Raw genomic sequence first — 16,843 nt, forward strand, 5'->3', positions numbered from 1 at the left:
TCCCAGTGCAGGTATCAAAGTTGCAGCCACCACTATCGATGGCACTATGACCTTGAGGCGAGGCTGCCTAGGGTTGCGGGGTAGCGACGGCGTCTTTCGCCCGTTCATTCTTTACGGAACGCCCAATATCAACTTGTCACCCGGAAAGGTTTCTATTCGATTAGGGCAGCAGACCGTTGGCGAAGGTGAGGCGGTGACTGCCGTCGGTCAGATAGTGAAAATTGATGAGGTGCGCGCAGTATCGGACCAAATTACGCCAGAAATTTGTGGAGAAGAAGGCGTGATGATTAGGCGGTTTGTCAAAAATGTAGGTGGAGGCGTTCAGTGAAATGCTCAGTAAAGGCGCTTCTGGCAGGCGTATGTTGCATAGCGGGATCGGCTCAAGGTCAAGACATGCCTCCATCACCTTCTGAAACAACAACAGCAAAGGTCGATCCGATGCAAGTGCGGGCTACTACGCTGAAGGATGCGTTCGGCCTTGATATACAAGAAGCCAATAGGCGAGCCGCGCTCGAGTCAGCTGTCTGGGACGCCATAACCCGCATAGCGGAAGCTTTTCCAGAAAGCTTTTCGGGCTTGGCGGTTTCCCACGTGCCGAACTATGAAGTGAAGGTTTACGTCTCCAAAGACATTGCCCCCCCTGACATCCTTAGTCTTGTCAATCCCTCTCTGCGCTCGGTAGTAAAGATCAAGAGAGTTGCTTTAAACCGACCGGAGCGCAACGCCCTCGTCAACGAAGCTGCAACGGCGCTTCGTAGACAAGGAATCAGCTTTTCGGTCAGTTACGACCTCGACGGTGATGGTCTCGACGTCGGGTTAGCGAACCCTTCTGACGCTGCTAAAGCGAGGGCATCCCTGCCGGATCAGGCGCAACGGAACCTGCGCTTTTCTAAGGGCGGTTCGCATAAACAAAAGGCGTACACGCGACCGACAGGAGTGCTAGCCTCCGATCAAACCTATGGGGGTTGGGAACTTTATCGGTCGAAATCGGGAGTGGTAAAGGGAATTTGCTCTATCGGTTTTACCGGCCGTGACAGTTATGGCGATACGATTGCAATTACCGCAGGGCACTGCCTGACAGACCCCTATGCCCAACAGCAGACCTATACGAGCAACCGCCACCTGACATTACCTGTAGAGGGCTATCGGAGTGGCGGATCGGACTCAGCGCTCGATGTTGGACATCTCAACATGCAGGGGGTCGCCGCATCGGGTGGTTGGGTATGGACCAAGAACAATGTCGAACCGTATGAGCGGGAATATGCACTGGTAGGTGTTCGGACCGGCGCCTACCAAGCCGGTCTTGTCAATACAGTCAGCAACTTCAGTGGAGGGTACCTCAAGCTTGCAGGCGTGAAACCGCAGTCCGCCCAGGGGGAAGGACTCAGCATCTGCAAATATGGTGTGATGACGGGCCTTACGTGCAGCGTCATCCTCAATGACTATTACTCGGATGCCAACGTTACCGGCTTCATAGAGACCTACTATAGCCCCCAATGGTATCTGGTGGGGGCTGGCGATAGTGGTGGACCAGTATTTACCACGCCTGATGCCAACAGCACAATTTGGGCGCTTGGCCTAGTAAGCGGAGGCCTGGATCTCAACCACCCAAATGCAACTGTGGAATGTAAACGCGATCCCGCCAACTTCTGCACGATGACATACATGCCAGCGGATCGGATCGATGACTTCGCGCCTGCTCAACTCTTTATATATCCGTCAGGAACAGTTTACCCAGGCGGTTATTGAAGGTGAGGCCAAAAAGTCCGACTCCCTTTAGCTTTCAGCTGCGCGCGGGTTTCAGAAATTTTACATGATCGGGCGGTTACGCCTTACTGACCGAATCTTATCGTCTGAACGATTTGATCTGCGTCCGCGCAGCGGGGTTTTTCGGCGCATCTCACGGTAATATGCAGGCCAGAGCCGGCCATGGATGTGCTGGAATTATGTAAATCCTGAACGATGGGCACGAAGTAATCGTGAACTGTGGTGAAACCATCCTCATTCGCAGGTTGGATCGATAAGGAGGCTTGAGCATCACGTCCGCCGATCTTCACAGAATAAATTTGGCAGGACGATGTTTTACAACCCGGATGAGCCAGCACTCCATAGTCGAACCTGACGAACAGGCCAGCTCCCTTGAAAGACTTCAGCGGATTCTCGATGCCGCTTTCATCTGTTTCGGACATTCCGGATGGAAGAGCGGCGGTTACTGCGGGCAAACGGCCACTTCCAGGAAGAGCTGCGACTTTCTTCCAGCCTTGAGGCGGGGCTGATTGGGACTTAGCGCCATCGCCTCTGCTGTCACAGCCGGCACATGCCATTCCGATGGACAAGGTTATGAGAAGCCATTTGGTCATATACTTCCCTTCATAACATGCATGGCCTCGATTTGAGGTTTCCTCAATATATCATCCAGTTGGTTGTTCGACTTTGCAGTGCAACCTTGTGCCAAGCTGGCGGAGCGCGACCGTGCTTTGCTCTAGTAAGTTGGGCCCCATATTCCCCCTTCCCGTCATTCCAGCGGAAGCTGGAATCTCGACCGGCTTTTCCACCACGGCCCCACATCATTTGGATTCCAGCTTTCGCTGGAATGACGGGTGGGTAGGTGGGTGATCTATGTCGGGGGCGGCGGCGACTGACTCCGCTCCGCCTTGATGGGGGAGGCCGGGTGGGGGTGATCTACGACATAGAGCGCCGCCTTTCCGGAAGCCTCACCCCCACCCAACCAGCGCCGGGTCGGCTATGCTCCCAGCATGGCCTGAACAGCGCGGGGCGCTGATCGCCCGGCGCTCTCATCGAGAGGAAGGGCTTTAAGGGTCGACATGTGGTAAAATAGCTTTCCTACAGCGTGCCATATAGGTTATCTCCTCTTTCAGGAGGTGGCATGATGGCAAGCAAGAAGGATGGGCCGCGGGTGCGGCATGACGGGTTCACGCCGGAGCGGCAGCGGCGGTTTCTGGAGGCGCTGGGCAAGACCGGATGCGTGCGCGACGCGTGCCGGGTGGCGGGGGTGAGCTCGACCGCCGCCTATCGCGCGCGGACGCGGATCGCGGGGTTCGAGGAGAAATGGGAGACGGCGCTCGCCATGGCGTCGACCGAGCTGGAGGCGGTCGCGTGGAAGCGGGCCGTCGAGGGCGCCGAAGTGGTGACGGTGCGGAGCGGCGAAGTGGTGTCGACTGTGCGCAAGCCTTCGGACAGCATGCTCCGCCTGCTCCTCCAGGGCGCGAACCCGAACAAATATGGCCGGACGGCGCGGGCGGCGGATGAAAAGGAGGTCGCGGCGCGGTTGCGGCCGAAGATCGAGGCGGAGGTGAGGAAGGGGCTCAAGGCCTCCCCGGAAGAATTGACCGAGGCAATCCTCGCCAAGCTCGCCGTGCTGAAGAAAAGGCGGGCGGCGGCGCGGGAGGCGGCGGAGGGCGGGCGCGATGGCGATGCGGGGGCAGACAGCGGGACGGCGGGCCAGTAAACTATTGCACGGTTGCAACAATTTCGCGCTTTAAGAGGGGGTGGAGGACTTTTTTTGTCCTAGGGCAAACGCTTCGTCGTGCCGGAAAAACCGTTCATCCGGCGCGGATTTCCGCCATTCCGGGCCGTTTTGCCGAAGGGGGAGGCACCTTAATCGCGGCTTCGTTCATGTCAATGCAATGCAACCGGCGGCCCCGGTCGCTCGTTATGATGCCAAGTTCGAGTGAAAAGGAGCCTTTGTAATGGCGACGAACATTCTGGAAGCGCGCGGCGGCTGCATCGTCCCCAAGGCTGGCGAGCGCGGCTATCATATCGTCTATCGCGAGCATGACACCAATTATTGCCCCGGTTGCGGGCGCACCCATTGGTATATCGGCCGGGCGATGGCCGAATGCGCGTTCTGCGCGACGGCCCTGCCGCTGGAAAACGCGCCGATGATCGCGGGCGGACAGACGGTGCGGACGTGCCGCCGGCCGATCTACGGCTCCGCGGCGCACGCCTTCGCGGCCTGAGGCGACGCGTTCGGGCGCCGGCCCTCCTTTTCCCCCGCCCGCCCTGAGAGCGAGCAGCCGGCGCACCCCTTCAGGGGCTTAAAAGAGAGCCCCCTGTACCTGCGTGAAGTAAGCGTAGGAAGAAGGCGTCCTGTTTTCAGGGCGCCTTTTTCCTGACCGGGATGGGCGCGTTGCAGATGTCGACGCCGCCCGCGGGCCGTTCGTAAAAAGCGTCCTTGCGGTTGGCGCGGAGGTGGAGATAGCGGGCGAAGGACGGGCTCGCCTGATCCAGCATTTCGAAGGCCGGACGATCGGCGGCGGGCAGGTCGGCGGCGAGGCGGACGGACGCGATCGGAATGTCCGACGCGCGATTCTCGTAAATGCCGAGCGCGCCCTGCCCGCGCGGGCGGGCGGAGAGATGCTCCATCCCCGCCACCACGCGGCCGACGATGGCGATGTTGCGATCAAGCTGGCGCGGGGCGTGGCCGATCACGGCGTACAGCTCCCCGCCGGTGCCGGTGTCGGGCGCGAGATCGCGGGCGACGCCGACATATCCGTAGCAATGGGGGATGGAGAGGGCCTTGGCATCATAGGCCACGGGCCAATTGCCGAGGAACCCGGCGGCGGGCGTGTAGGCATCGGCGCCTTTGAGGGCGAGCGGCGCGGCCCCGCCCGGCTGCCGATCCAGCCAATATTCGTGCGGCGGGAGCTTCACGACGCCGGGCGGCAAGGCGCGCTCCGTTTCATTGAGGCCCCATTGGGTGACGTAATTGTCCTGCACGCGGTAGATGGCGGCGCCCGTCGCCCAATAGCCGGCGCGGGCCAGCGCCTTGATGTTGGCGACGTGGACCGGCGCGAAGGCGGGGGCGAGCTGGATCACGGTGCGGCCGCCGCCGGAAAAATCGATGACGAGCAGGTCTTGCGGATCGATCGCCCGCCATTCGGACGCGGGCGCGGCGGCGACCACCTCGGCCGGAGTCTGAAGCGGCTTCGCGGCGTCCTGCGACATGGCCGCGCTCGCGGCCGTGGCGAAACTCGCCAGAATCCAAACCATGCGCATGCCGTCCCTCCTGTTGCCGTGCCGAGGCGGCATGGTGGCGCGGCGGCGGATTAAATCAAGTCTGACACGATTTGGGACGAATGGCGCACCCCCGTTGATCCGGGCGGGCAAATATGACAAAGGGAAGGCCCCACGAGCCGGTTTTCCGGTTCTGAAGGCCCGGCCGATCCGTCATTGGCCGGGCCTTCACCGTTTTCAAGGAGGACGAAAACGGCAAGCCGCACCTGCCCCCACGACAGCACGGCACATATCCTTCGTCCGGGCGTCACCCGGATGGTCCCGCCGCGAAGGGAGCTACACGGCGGGACCAAGGTGGATGCGACTGGACCCCACGAACCTTCGCATCCTTCATCTTTCTAGCGCGGCGCGGCAGGCGGAGGCATTCATCCGCTGGTTAAAAATTCTATATCTTTGGATATAGGATCGCCCCCAAAATGTGGGGGCGCTGAAACGGTTCAGCCACGCAACGAGCGCCGCATTTCCTGCGTTACACGCCGATGACAGAGAATTCCTTCGCCCTCCAATCGCTCACCCTCAGCGAATTCGCCCTGCGCATGGGCGCGGCGACCCTGCTGCCCTTCCTGATCGGCCTGGAGCGCTTCCTGCGGCGCAAGCCGATCGATTTCCGCCCGTTCGTGATCATCGCGGTCGGCGCCTGCGGCCTTGCCATCGGCGCGCTTGAGATAATGGCCGGAACCGCCGATCCCCAGGCGTCGATCGATCCGTCGCGGGTGTTCGAAGGCGTCATCACCGGCATCGGCTTCCTGGGCGCGGGCGCGATGTTCCGGCGCGGCGGCTTCGTCCAGGGCGCGGGCTCCGCCTCCGCCATCTGGGCGGCGGGCGCGATCGGCCTCATCTGCGGCTTCGGAGAACTCTTGCTGGCCGCGACGATGACGGCGATCATCCTGATCCTGCTGATCGTGTCGGGGCCGTTCACCGAGGAATGGGATCCCGAAGCGCATCCGGAGGAGGCAAAGGACATGGATGCGACGGTGGGCGGCCACTCCTAGACCGTTGCCGGCGGCCATGCGCCATGGCCGGCCACCCGCCCGCCGCTTACCCTAGGCTTGATCGGGGGTTCGAAGGGCACTGCTTATCCGGAGAGGTCCGTGTTCATGGATGCTGGATCAAGTCCAGCATGACGGCGGGAGGGGAAGAGGAGAGGGTTTGATTTCTGCGGGGGAATGCCTTTCCTCTCGTCGATCAAACCGGGCCGCTTCGTCGGCGGAAGATTGCCTTTCCAAGGCTTTGGCGTGATCCTGCCGCAAAGGAGGACCGTCCATGACCCTTTCGCTTTCGCTTCGCCTCGCTTTGTTGACTGGCCTGTCCGTGACCGCCCTGGCGGCCCAGGCGCAGACCCCACCCATGACCGCAGGTCAAATAGGCCGGAATGCCGCGGAGGAAAGCGATCGGAACCGAGAGGAAGCCAGCGAAAATTTTGACGCCTGTTTGAGACGTATAGAAGGTAAAGAAGACTGTGTCCCGGGCACGGTGCGGCGCGAAGGCGGAAGCGCCGGCATGGAAGAGGAAGAAGCCGAAAGCGCGGAACAGGCCGGAAATGCAGCCGACGCGGGTGAGGGAGGGGCAGCAGCGGAGGACAGCGCCGAAGCGCAGGTCACGACCAACGATATGATGGCGCAGGCCCAGCAGCTGATGGCGGAAAACGAGCAGTTGATGCAGCAATATACAGAGGCGCTGGCAGCCGGCAATTCGGGCGCGGTCAACGGCCTGCTCGCCAAGATGGCGGCGAACGGCGCGGCGCTGACCGCGCTGCAGGGCGGCGGCGGATTGGGCACGCTCGGGCAATCGTCGATGAACGACGCGCTGGCGGCTGCGATGGGAACTGGCGGCGGCACGGGCGGCAGCGGCATGGCGGGCACACGAACGGCCAAGAAGAAACCCGGCGCCATGGTGAAGGACATCAAGCCTGCCAAAACGGCGGCGAAAGCCGAAGCCGATCGCAAGGAAGAAGCACGCCTCGTCCAGCTTGGCCTGAATACGTACAAATGGCGCGGCGCGAAGGTGCCAGAGGGGAAAGCCTTCAACGAAGATGGCAGCCTGACCGATTTCGGCCGTCAGATGGCGCAGGTTGGCAGCCAATATGAGAAGGAAGCGAACGAAGATCTTCTCGCCCCGTTGGTGCCGGTGAAAAGAATGACGGCAGCCGAGGAAGCGGACGCGATGGAACTTGTCCAGCTTGCGTCCGAAAAGCCCAACCATGCAGGTGTGAGCGCCTTTCCCGCCAAGGGCAGCATCATCGTGGACGGGCAGCTGACGGTGGAAGGCGAAAGGCTGGTCGCGGAAGGCAAGCGCATTCGAGACACGCGGGCGCAACTGCCGCCTTTGAACGGCAAAAACACCTTCCCCGGGCAGGTCGTGACGCCGACGGGAGAATTGGAAGCCGGCTTCAATGAAGCGGTCAACGGAAAGGCCGTAAAATCGCCGCTTGCGCCCGAGCCGACCGATGCGGAGGTGAATGAAGCTGTGGACCAGGGCCAATTGGAAAAATTGAAGCAAATGCGCGAGCAGATGAAGGCGGAGGAGGAAGACGATGTCATTGCGCCGCTCACACCCAAGTGAGCGGATTTGCGATATTCAAAATGGCGGAGAAAAGGTAAGAAGGTGCGCCTGGAGTTATTCATGCGCCCCATTTTCCTGATCATTTCTCCCCTCGCCCTCACCGGCTGCATCGCCAAGACGGCGGTGGATGTCGTCACCCTGCCCGTCAAAGCGGCGTCGAAGACGGTGGACGTGCTGACCACCAGCCAGTCGGAAGCCGACGAGAAGCGCGGGCGGGAAATCCGCCTCCATGAGGAATGTATCGGCAAGGAGGACCGGCGCGCGCGCAAGGAAAAGCGCGAGCCGGATTATGGACGCTGCGAAAAGGACTGACGCCCCGGCGATGGAAGTGGAGAGCTTTACGGTCACCGGTACCCTGTGGCTCTGGCAGGCGGCCGAGGCGCAGGGCGGCGGCTGGCATTTCCTGACCGTCGACGGGCCGGTCGCGGCGGAAATCCGTTATGCCGCGCTGGGCCGCGCCAACCGCTTCGGCGCGATCAAGGTGGCCGCGACGATCGGCGGCACGACCTGGCGGACGTCCCTGTTCCCGCACAAGGAAAGCGGCGGCTTCCTGCTGCCCGTCAAGGCCGATGTCCGGCGGCGGGAGGTGGTCGCCGCCGGCAGCGCAGTGGTCGCGGAATTGCGGGTCTGACCCCGGCCGCCGGCGCCTAACGGCCGTTGGCGATGGCGAGCAGCCCGTTGCAATCCACCGAATAGAGCGCCGCGACGATGCGCCCGTCGAGGCTTTTCGCCAGCGCCCCGGGGGAGGCGTGGCGCGAGAAAGCGGGCCAGGCGTCGGGATGGGTGTAGAAGAAGACGTTGCGCACCAGCGGGCCGCCCCGGCTGCGCGTGTCGCCGACGATCAGCAATTCTTCGCCCGCATCGTCGCCTTCGGTAATCTGTTCCCGGCGGCAGCCGCCGGCGGTGTTGCCGGCGATCTTTTCCGGCTCGCCATTCGAGGTAGCGTTGAGGTTGATGCTGAAATAGCCTTCCTCGCCGCCCTTCGCCGCCCATATGTCCATCCTGAACATGTGCACGCCGTCCCGCGTGACGACCGTGGGAACGGCGCGCAGCGAAATCTCGCCGCTCGCCAGCGGCGGCAGGCCGGCGAGGTGGGTGAGGATGCGGACCGCGGCGCGATACAGGCCGTCCTTCACCGCCGCCGGGGCGATGGACTTCACCTGATTGTCGAACGGAATCTCATCGGGCACGTCCAGGACGGGGCGGCCCTGACGGCTGCCCTGCGCCCATCCGGCGATCGCCTTGGCGGCGATATCCTGACGAAGGGCGGCGGCGCGGGCGAGCTTCGCGTCATCGGCCTTGGCGACGAGTTCGGCCCCGGCCGGGACGGCGCGGGCGTTGGCGAGTGCCATCAGCCTGTTGCAATCGGCGCCGTAAGCGGCGGCGAGCAGGCGGCCGTTGAGGCTTTCGGCCGCGGCTTCGATGCTCTTCTTGTCCGCGAGAGCGGCCCAATTGCCATTGTTGATGTCGAGCACGAGACCGCGCACGGCCAGGCCCGTGCCCGCCTTGCGGGTGCCGATGGCGAGGCTCTCGTCGCCCGCAAAGGCGCCGTCGGGCGCCTGTTCGCGCCGGCATCCGCCGGGCGAGACGCCCGCGTTGCGCAGCGGCCTGCCGGACCGCACGTCGCTCGGGTTGAGGCGGAGGTGCATTACGCCGACCTCCTTGCCGCGCGAGGCCGTCACCTTGACGTTGAGGACGACATCCTCCCCTTCCACCCGGTACATTTCGGGTTCGGCCTGGAGCTGGATGGCGGGATCGGCGAAGGACGGCAGCGCCGCGACGTAAGACAGCAGGGTCTGCGTCCGGTAGAGCATCAGCCGCCGTTCGGCATCGCTGAACGTGCCGCCGATGCGGGGATGAAGCGGGATGGCCGAAGGCTGGAAAAGCCGGGGTCTGCCGGCGGCGCCCTTCGCCCGCCAATGGCGGTCGAGCGCCACCGTCACCTTTTCCCGCGCCGCCGCCATGTCGACCAGCGTTTTTTCGTCCAGGCGGAGGATGTCGGCATCCTTCGGCACATCGGGGACATCCTGCGCGATGGTGGCGCCCGGCAGGGCCGCCGCGCACAACCCGGCGGCGAGGACCGCCTTCAGCATCCGGCGCCTGTCCCGCTTCATTGGCCGTTCGCCAAGGCGAGCAACTTGTTGCAGTCCAGCGTCTGGACCGCCGCGACGACGCGGCCGACGATCGATTCCGCCTGGCTGTCCACATCAAGGCGCGGATTGATGTTGAGACCGCCGCCGCCTTCGATCTCGACGGCCTTGATCGCCGTTCCTTTCGCACCGCCGACCGTGCCGATGCGGTAGACCTCGCCCCCTGTGCCGGAGCCCTTCGCCTTCTGTTCCCGGCGGCATCCGCCCGCCGTCCGGCCGACCGTGCGCCATTCGCCCGGCATCCCCTTCACCGGGCTGGTCGTGACGCTCACCGTCGCGATGTCCCCGGCAAGCTGAAATTCGTAAGTCACGCCCATCGTGAGATAGGCGCCGTCGTTCATGTTAAGCCGGTAGAGCGACATCCAGCGCGGCGTGACTTGGATGTCCGAATTCTGCAGCGAGGGCTGGGCGAGGAGGAAGGCGGTGATGGCCTCCAGGCGGCGCTGCATCAACGCGCGCTCCGCCTCGCTCACCGAATTGGCATATTGCTCGCTGACCCGAAGCTCGGGAAGGTCGATGGACGGCTCCCCTTCCGGTTCGCGCCCGGCCCAATGGTCGACAACCCGGTCCGCGAGATCGCCATAGGCTTTCGCCTGGCTATCGAGACGGCTGGTATCCTGCGCGGCCGAGGGCGCGGAAAGCAGGAGGGCGGCGGCGACCGCCGGGGAGAAAAACGCGTTGCGCACGACAAGCTCCTTGCCGGCCGGAATAGGCCGGTATCGGAGGAAGCTTTAGAAATCGCCGCGCGCAGGGCCATCCCCTTTCGACGAAAGGGGAAAATCCGGGCGACGAATGGGTCAGAGCAGGATCGAGACGGTCTTGGTTTCCAGATAAGCCTCGATGCCCTGACTGCCATTTTCGCGGCCGAAGCCCGATTGCTTGTAGCCGCCGAAGGGCAAGGCGATGTCGGCGCCGGACGGGCAATTGCCCCACACCATCCCGGCTTTGATCTTCGCGGTGAGGCGATGCATCGCGGAGATGTCGCGCGTCCAGACGCTGGCGGCGAGGCCGTAGGGCGTGTCGTTCGCGGCCCTGGCGACCTCGTCGAGATCGTCGAAGCGCTGGGCGACGAGGACGGGGCCGAAGATTTCCTCCTTCACCACGGTCATGTCGGGCTTCACGTCGACCAGCACAGTGGGGCTGACGAAATAGCCGTCTCCACCGAGCGCTTCGCCGCCGGTGAGGACGGAGGCGCCCGCCTTCCTGCCCGCGTCGATATAGGAGAGGACGCGCTCATGCTGTTCCTGGGAGACGAGCGGGCCCATCCTTGTATCGGGGGCGAGGCTGGGGCCGACCTTCCAGTCCCTGGCATTGTCGGCGACGGCTTCGAGCAGGCGGTCGAACACGTCGCGATGGGCGTAGAGGCGCGAGCCCGCGATGCAGACCTGGCCCGCATTGGCGAAGATCGAGCGGGCGGCGCCGGCGGCGGTCGACGCGATGTCGACGTCGGGGAGGACGATGACCGGGGACTTGCCGCCAAGCTCCAGGGTGACGCGCTTCAGCGTGTCGGTGGCGGCGCGGTTGATGATCTTGCCAACCTCCGTCGAGCCGGTGAAGGCGATCTTGTCGACTTGCGGATGGCGGACGAGGCGGTCGCCCGCCGTTTCGCCAAGCCCGGTGACGATGTTGAGGACGCCCGCCGGAATGCCGCTTTGCGCGACGAGATCGCCGAGGCGGAGGGCGGTAAGCGAGGTCTGTTCGGCGGGCTTCAGCACGATGGTGCAGCCCGCGGCGAGGGCGACGGCGATCTTCTGCACCGCCATCATGAGGGGGTAGTTCCACGGCACGATCTGCGCGCAGACGCCGACCGGCTCGCGGCGGACATAGGAGTGGAAGGTGCCGGTCGGGTGCATGGCGGGCTCGATCGTCTGGCCCGCGAGCTTGGTCGCCCAGCCCGCCATGTAGCGCAGGGTCGCGACGCAGCGGGGGAGATCGTAGCCGCCGGAGAGCGCCATGGGCTTGCCGTTGTCGATCGATTCGAGCTCGGCCAATTCGTCATTATGCGCTTCGAGGAGGTCCGCGAGCCTTTCGATCAGGCGCGCGCGGGCATAAGGCGGAAGGCCGGTCCAGCGGCCGTCGTCGAAGGCGGCGCGGGCGGCGGCGACGGCGCGGTCGACATCGGCGTCCGAAGCATCGGCGATGCGGGCGATTTCCTTGCCCGTCGAGGGATCGACGACGGCCAGGGTCTTGTCGTGGGAGGAGGCGACCCATTCGCCGTTCACGAACAAAGCGGGCGCCCGCTGCAGCAGCCGCGCGGCGCCTTCGGAATAAGCGGGCTGGGCGGCGATGCTGGTCATGTCGTTCATGGACTTGTCCTCTTTGGCGGCGAGCGCTTGCCTGGCGCTATCGTCCCGCGCCGCGAGCCAGTCAATGACCTTGGGGGCACCGCCTCGCCACCGTCACGGCGGGACAGGAATGCCAAGGCTTTACAAATTCTTAGAGAATGAGAATGATGGATGCCCGAGCGATCGGAACGGTTCAGTGGGGTGACTGAACGGGAGGAGCGGAGTCCAAGGGAAGCGCTCCTCCCCAATCGCATCACGCCGCATCGGGATAAAAAAAAGGACCGTTCCTTCCGGAGAAGGAACGGTCCAGTGGGGTGACTTGTATCGGAGCGAGGCTCCGAAATTCACAAAATCATGGCGTCATCGGACCCGGGCAGGCGCGCTGCAGGAAGCTGCATTTCACGTCCGCCATCAGCGTGTTGCTGTTGCCGGTATCACCGTAGTTGATCATCCAAATGATCACACCGCCAGCACCTCCGCCACGTACCCAATTGCCTTTCGCTTGGATGGACCGGCCGTTCTCGTAAGTGACATAAGCTATGCCCCTGCGATTATGGTGGATCCCCGTTGAAGGCGGCGGAATATAGCCTTGGGGGAATTCAGCGGCAGGATAGGTGCGGTAGATCGCTTGAGCTTCTTCATCGAAGACCATCTGGCCGTTATCGATGTAACCCAATTCCTTCATCATATTATATTCAAACCCCTGCTCAGGGGGGTTATAATATTGCACATTTTCGGTGTTGAGGCGCGGCGTACGTCCAGGGTTTCCATTGCCATCGACCAAACCCAAGCCATAAGCTGTGCCGTAAAAACCCATGCCTATGCCTATCTTTTGGCGCGCATTGACAACGCCAGCCAATTCATAGGCGACGATACTGCTGTTGAGATCAACGGGAGCATCATTCGTCTTAGGCGTATTGCCTGGGTCGGTGCGCCAATAAGCGCCGAAGATGGGGCTGTTGAGCCATGACCCCCAGCCACCACCGACCCAAGTCGAGCCGACGCCGTAACTCATCATGTTATACTGATCGACCATGTTGGCCACGTCGACCTGATATTGGTCGGGCTGCTGGCCCTTTTTGACAGTGTAAGCCGAGAACGTGATGAGGATCGGCGTGCCCTGATAGAAAGGACGAGCATTCGCCTCCGCGCGGATTTCATGAATAAGGGCCTTTAGGCGCCGGACAGATTCGGTACCGGGGATGGCGGTTCCGCAATCTTGCGCGCTGCAACCGTCCGCCAGCCGGTTTTCCCAATCGACGTCGATGCCATCATATCGATGCAGGACAAGATAATCGACGATGTTCTTGACGAACCGCGGGCGCAAATTGTCGGCCGAGCTGAGATTAAAGCCAATGCCGTCCAGGCCATCACCACCGAACATTAGAATTGCCTTCGTTCCGGCCGCATGAGCTCGAGCGATCAGCCAATCCTCCACGGAAACGCCGGCCTGCGGCGAACCAGGATTGGTCGAATCATGGAAGGTGCCCCCGGCCAGGACGATATCGCCCGGACCCTTGCCTGGCTCAGGAATGGAGCCCCCTCCAGGAGCGACGCGCGCCAGGACGATATGCGTCATCGCGGTCATGTCGACTTCCTGCGGCTGGTACATCTGGTCCCAGAAATAACCAGCATAATAGCCGTTGACCCAAGGCTGACGCGGCGCCGCCGGATCCACGATCACCGTTGCGATGGCACGGAAGCTCGGATCGTGGCTCGCGGTTGCAATGACCGAATATTGGCCGGGCGTGGCCGGAGCCGTGTACAAGCCCGTGGTGCCGCCTGAAGGCGTAATCGTCCCCTGCCCTGCGGGCACCGAAAGGCTGCAGGTGGCGTTGCTGACGCCCCTCAACGTACAGGTGAACTGCTGCGTGGCGGAAGGCTGGAGACGAATCCAGACGCCATCAGGTTGCCCAGTCGCAGAGATCGACAATGTTGGGCGAGGCCCGACATTGACCGTCGCGACGGCCGTCTTGGTCGGATCGGCAACCGAGGTGGCAACGACATGATAGGTGCCACCCGTTTCCGTCGGGGTCGGCGGATTGTAATAACCCGAAGTGGAAACAGTACCGCCAATAGCGCCTTCCTGCACAGACCATGTGCAGGCCGTGTTCGGGCTGCCGGTGACGGTGCACTGGAATTGCTGAGTTCTATCCGCATCCAAGTTGACCGTCGCAGGCGTAATCGCGACTGAAACTCCCTGGATTACCGTCACTGCCGCTGTAGCCGTCTTTGTTGTATCGGCAGCCGCAGCGGCCGTGACCGTGTAGGTTCCAGGAGTCGACGGCGCGGTGTAGAGCCCCGTCGCGCTGATTGTGCCGCCGCTCGTCGACCAGTTGCAATTGGGGTTGGCGCTGCCGGCGACCGTGCAAGTGAATTGCCTGGTCGTTCCAGTTTCCACATTGGCCGTAACAGGATTGATTGTAACAGAAACTGGCGCGGCCACCGTGACGGTCGCGGTGGCCGTTTTCGTCGCATCTGCGGCGGCGGCAGCGGTAACCGTGTAGGTTCCGCCATTCGCGGGCGCGGTGTAGAGACCGGCAGCGCTGACCGTGCCGCCGGTGGCGGACCAATTACAAGCAGTATTCGTGCTGCCTGTCACAGTGCACTGGAATTGGGCGGTGCCGTTTGTGAGGACATTTGCCGTTGCCGGGGTAATGGCGACGGCAACAGTGGGCGGTGGCGGTGGCGGTGGCGACGAACCCTTATCGCCGCCGCAAGAGACCAGCATCAAAGCCGTCAAACCCAAAGTCAGATTTCGTACCATCACGCCGATACCCCCTTAATCACGCCACATGCGGGCAAACCGGCACCGAGCTCAGTCCGGCCCAATTTCCCGACAGAAAAGGATGGGGCGGCGAAGATGGGTGAAGGCGGGGTCGTGGTCCCGGCTTCGGCGCTCCCTCCCCAGGAGCTGTCATCTTCGCCGCCAAACGCGGTGAGCAACGACACCGCGTCAAGGTTTTTACGTAAAGCCACCATTTGCCCCACAAATTCCGCTCTCGTAAAACCTGGATGCGTCATTGCTCCAGCCCGGAGAGCAATCCACGCCTAGTAGACGAAGGCCTAAGATTTCGTAGACGAACGTGACGGCGAGTCCATTTGTGATGGCAGATCGGCCGGATTGCGCGGCGCGGGCGCGGCGGCGGCATCGAATTCGATCCGAATCGGACCGAGCGATGGCAGACGCCTTAGCGGGCCAGCGCCTCGGCGATCAGTTTGCGGCTGTTCCCGACGCCGTAAAGGGCGATGAAACTGCCCATGCGCGGCCCCTGGCTGGTGCCGAGCAAGGTTTCGTAGAGCGCCTTGAACCAATCGCGCAGGTTTTCGAAACTGTGGGCCTTGCCGACTTCGAAGACCATGTTCTGGATCGTGTCGGCGTCGGTATCCTCCGCCATTCCGCCGAGCTGGGCGTCGAGGTCGCGGAGCGCGGCGGCCTCCTTTTCATCGGGCGCGCGGCGATGGAGGCTGTCCTTCACGAAATCGCGGAAATAGGCGCCCGCATAGCCGATCAGGGCATCGAGTTCGGGATGGGTTTCCGGCGAGGCGTCGGGCGCGTAGCGCCTGACGAAGGCCCAGAGCAGATCCTTGTCGTCGCTCGACGCGACGCCGACCAGATTGAGGAGAAGCGCGAAGGTGAGCGGCATCCGCGCCGCCGGCGGATTGCCCGCATGAACGTGGTGGACGGGATTGCCGAGCTTCTTGTCCGCTTCCTGCGCCGGATAGGCGGCGAGGAATTGCTGATATTCGTCCACCGCCCGTGGAATGATGCCGAAGCTGAGCTGCTTCGCCCGCTTCGGTTCGCGATAGAGGTAGAAGCTGAGGCTTTCCGGCGGCGCATAGGTCAGCCACTGGTCGATGGTGACGCCGTTGCCCTTGGTCTTCGAAATCTTTTCGCCATTTTCGTCGAGGAAGAGCTCGTAATTGAAGCCTTCGGGCGGGCGGCTCCCAAGGATACGGACGATCTTCGAGCTTTGGGTAACGCTGTCGATCAAATCCTTGCCCGCCATTTCATAATCGACGCCGAGCGCATACCAGCGCATCGCCCAGTCGACCTTCCACTGCAGCTTCGCGCCGCCCTTCAGGATCGACTGTTCGACCGCTTCGCCGGTCGCGGGATCGGTGTAGCGGATGAGGCCGGTTTCGGCGTCCACGACCTCGACCGGAACCTGCAACACCTTGCCATTGACCTGGCTGATCGGGAGGACCGGCGAATAGGTCTGGCGGCGCTCTTCGCGCAAAGTCGGGAGCATGACGCCCATGATTGCGTCATATTGGCGCAACACCTGGCGCAGCGCATCGTCGAAGGCGCCTGAGCCGTAGCAGTCCGACGAGGCCCTGAATTCATAGTCGAAGCCGAAGCGGTCGAGAAAAGCCTTCAAGAGATTGTTGTTGTGATCGGCATAGCTTGCGTGGCCGCAGCCAAACGGGTCGGGCACGCGGGACAAAGGCTGATCGAGATGGTCGTGCATCATATCCTGATGCGGCACGCCGGGCGGCACCTTGCGCATGCCGTCCATGTCGTCGGAGAAAGCGATGAGGCGGGTCGGCCAATCGACGATTTCGTGGAGGGCATGGCGCACCATCAGGGTGCGGGCGACCTCCTGGAACGTGCCGAGGTGCGGCAGGCCCGATGGGCCGTAGCCGGTTTCGAAGACGATGCCCTTTTCGCCCGGACCGTCCGGATAGCGTTTCAAGAGCTTCCGCGCCTCTTCATAAGGCCAAGCCTTTGAAACCTTTGCGGCTTCGCGGATCTCTTGCGGAATCGTCACTGTTGCCCTTTCGTTCCGGCTGTCCCAAATGGAGCGG

General features: G+C 62.8%; 15 protein-coding genes. 8 read left to right on the forward strand and 7 right to left on the reverse strand.

The annotated features are described in order from the left end of the window. Positions 1–73 precede the first annotated feature (73 nt). On the forward strand, positions 74–328 hold the full coding sequence (locus tag IC614_RS07970) for a hypothetical protein (protein ID WP_200970823.1): 255 nt from the start codon (positions 74–76) through the stop codon (positions 326–328). 65 nt (positions 329–393) lie between these two features. After that, entirely contained in the window at positions 394–1,749 is a 1,356-nt protein-coding gene (locus IC614_RS07975; protein ID WP_200970824.1) for a chymotrypsin family serine protease, read from the forward strand. Positions 1,750–1,832: 83 nt separating this feature from the next. Here IC614_RS07975 and IC614_RS07980 read toward each other — a convergent pair whose 3' ends face one another. Then, entirely contained in the window at positions 1,833–2,360 is a 528-nt protein-coding gene (locus tag IC614_RS07980) for a hypothetical protein (RefSeq protein ID WP_200970825.1), read from the reverse strand. A gap of 527 nt (positions 2,361–2,887) precedes the next feature. On the opposite strand from IC614_RS07980, the gene IC614_RS07985 reads away from it, so the two are divergent. Together IC614_RS07985 and IC614_RS07990 are read left to right on the forward strand one after the other, a co-directional pair. Continuing rightward, on the forward strand, positions 2,888–3,469 hold the full coding sequence (locus tag IC614_RS07985; RefSeq protein WP_200970826.1) for a hypothetical protein: 582 nt from the start codon (positions 2,888–2,890) through the stop codon (positions 3,467–3,469). Positions 3,470–3,710: 241 nt separating this feature from the next. Beyond that, positions 3,711–3,980: a hypothetical protein gene (locus IC614_RS07990; RefSeq protein WP_200970827.1), complete on the forward strand. Its 270-nt coding sequence runs from the start codon at positions 3,711–3,713 to the stop codon at positions 3,978–3,980. Positions 3,981–4,116: 136 nt separating this feature from the next. Here IC614_RS07990 and IC614_RS07995 read toward each other — a convergent pair whose 3' ends face one another. Further along, on the reverse strand, positions 4,117–5,019 hold the full coding sequence (locus IC614_RS07995) for a peptidylprolyl isomerase (RefSeq protein WP_226372604.1): 903 nt from the start codon (positions 5,017–5,019) through the stop codon (positions 4,117–4,119). A 497-nt stretch (positions 5,020–5,516) separates the two neighbouring features. Here IC614_RS07995 and IC614_RS08000 point away from each other — a divergent pair, with 497 nt between their 5' ends. From IC614_RS08000 to IC614_RS08015, 4 genes are all read left to right on the forward strand, one after another. Further along, positions 5,517–6,029 (forward strand): MgtC/SapB family protein, encoded by a 513-nt coding sequence (locus IC614_RS08000; RefSeq protein WP_200970828.1) that lies wholly within the window; start codon positions 5,517–5,519, stop codon positions 6,027–6,029. 508 nt (positions 6,030–6,537) lie between these two features. Further along, a complete protein-coding gene (locus tag IC614_RS08005; RefSeq protein ID WP_200970829.1) occupies positions 6,538–7,599 on the forward strand; it encodes a hypothetical protein in 1,062 nt (353 codons plus the stop codon). Positions 7,600–7,659: 60 nt separating this feature from the next. Beyond that, a complete protein-coding gene (locus IC614_RS08010) occupies positions 7,660–7,911 on the forward strand; it encodes a hypothetical protein (RefSeq protein WP_200970830.1) in 252 nt (83 codons plus the stop codon). Further along, the gene (locus IC614_RS08015) at positions 7,889–8,230 is read left to right on the forward strand and encodes a DUF1905 domain-containing protein (protein ID WP_226372605.1); all 342 of its coding nucleotides are present in this window, start codon (positions 7,889–7,891) and stop codon (positions 8,228–8,230) included. The genes IC614_RS08010 and IC614_RS08015 overlap by 23 nt, the downstream gene beginning before the upstream one ends. A gap of 16 nt (positions 8,231–8,246) precedes the next feature. Here IC614_RS08015 and IC614_RS08020 read toward each other — a convergent pair whose 3' ends face one another. From IC614_RS08020 to IC614_RS08040, 5 genes are all read right to left on the reverse strand, one after another. Beyond that, positions 8,247–9,692, reverse strand: a complete 1,446-nt coding sequence (locus IC614_RS08020; RefSeq protein WP_200970831.1) for a hypothetical protein — start codon at positions 9,690–9,692, stop codon at positions 8,247–8,249. A 17-nt stretch (positions 9,693–9,709) separates the two neighbouring features. Continuing rightward, complete coding sequence (locus IC614_RS08025; RefSeq protein WP_200970832.1) at positions 9,710–10,435, reverse strand: hypothetical protein; 726 nt, start codon at positions 10,433–10,435, stop codon at positions 9,710–9,712. Positions 10,436–10,546: 111 nt separating this feature from the next. Continuing rightward, positions 10,547–12,055 carry an aldehyde dehydrogenase family protein gene (locus IC614_RS08030; protein WP_318962242.1) on the reverse strand — a complete coding sequence of 503 codons (1,509 nt, stop codon included), beginning with the start codon at positions 12,053–12,055 and terminating at the stop codon, positions 10,547–10,549. A 331-nt stretch (positions 12,056–12,386) separates the two neighbouring features. Next, complete coding sequence (locus IC614_RS08035; RefSeq protein ID WP_226372768.1) at positions 12,387–14,801, reverse strand: glycosyl hydrolase family 18 protein; 2,415 nt, start codon at positions 14,799–14,801, stop codon at positions 12,387–12,389. Positions 14,802–15,225: 424 nt separating this feature from the next. Further along, a complete protein-coding gene (locus IC614_RS08040) occupies positions 15,226–16,806 on the reverse strand; it encodes a lysine--tRNA ligase (protein ID WP_200970834.1) in 1,581 nt (526 codons plus the stop codon). Positions 16,807–16,843 lie beyond the last annotated feature (37 nt).

Origin of the sequence: Sphingosinicella flava (assembly GCF_016025255.1) — a bacterium.
GTDB classification, from domain to species: domain Bacteria; phylum Pseudomonadota; class Alphaproteobacteria; order Sphingomonadales; family Sphingomonadaceae; genus Allosphingosinicella; species Allosphingosinicella flava.

What these genes read in the sequence shown, in the direction of transcription:
- IC614_RS07990 (WP_200970827.1), top strand. Translation starts at nt 3,711, where the DNA reads ATGGCGACGAACATTCTGGAAGCGCGCGGCGGCTGCATCGTCCCCAAG.
- IC614_RS07975 (WP_200970824.1), top strand. Translation starts at nt 394, where the DNA reads ATGCCTCCATCACCTTCTGAAACAACAACAGCAAAGGTCGATCCGATG.
- IC614_RS08035 (WP_226372768.1), bottom strand. Translation starts at nt 14,801, where the DNA reads ATGGTACGAAATCTGACTTTGGGTTTGACGGCTTTGATGCTGGTCTCT.
- IC614_RS08000 (WP_200970828.1), top strand. Translation starts at nt 5,517, where the DNA reads ATGACAGAGAATTCCTTCGCCCTCCAATCGCTCACCCTCAGCGAATTC.
- IC614_RS07980 (WP_200970825.1), bottom strand. Translation starts at nt 2,360, where the DNA reads ATGACCAAATGGCTTCTCATAACCTTGTCCATCGGAATGGCATGTGCC.
- IC614_RS07985 (WP_200970826.1), top strand. Translation starts at nt 2,888, where the DNA reads ATGATGGCAAGCAAGAAGGATGGGCCGCGGGTGCGGCATGACGGGTTC.
- IC614_RS08020 (WP_200970831.1), bottom strand. Translation starts at nt 9,692, where the DNA reads ATGCTGAAGGCGGTCCTCGCCGCCGGGTTGTGCGCGGCGGCCCTGCCG.
- IC614_RS08015 (WP_226372605.1), top strand. Translation starts at nt 7,889, where the DNA reads ATGGACGCTGCGAAAAGGACTGACGCCCCGGCGATGGAAGTGGAGAGC.
- IC614_RS08005 (WP_200970829.1), top strand. Translation starts at nt 6,538, where the DNA reads ATGGAAGAGGAAGAAGCCGAAAGCGCGGAACAGGCCGGAAATGCAGCC.
- IC614_RS08010 (WP_200970830.1), top strand. Translation starts at nt 7,660, where the DNA reads ATGCGCCCCATTTTCCTGATCATTTCTCCCCTCGCCCTCACCGGCTGC.
- IC614_RS07995 (WP_226372604.1), bottom strand. Translation starts at nt 5,019, where the DNA reads ATGCGCATGGTTTGGATTCTGGCGAGTTTCGCCACGGCCGCGAGCGCG.
- IC614_RS08030 (WP_318962242.1), bottom strand. Translation starts at nt 12,055, where the DNA reads ATGAACGACATGACCAGCATCGCCGCCCAGCCCGCTTATTCCGAAGGC.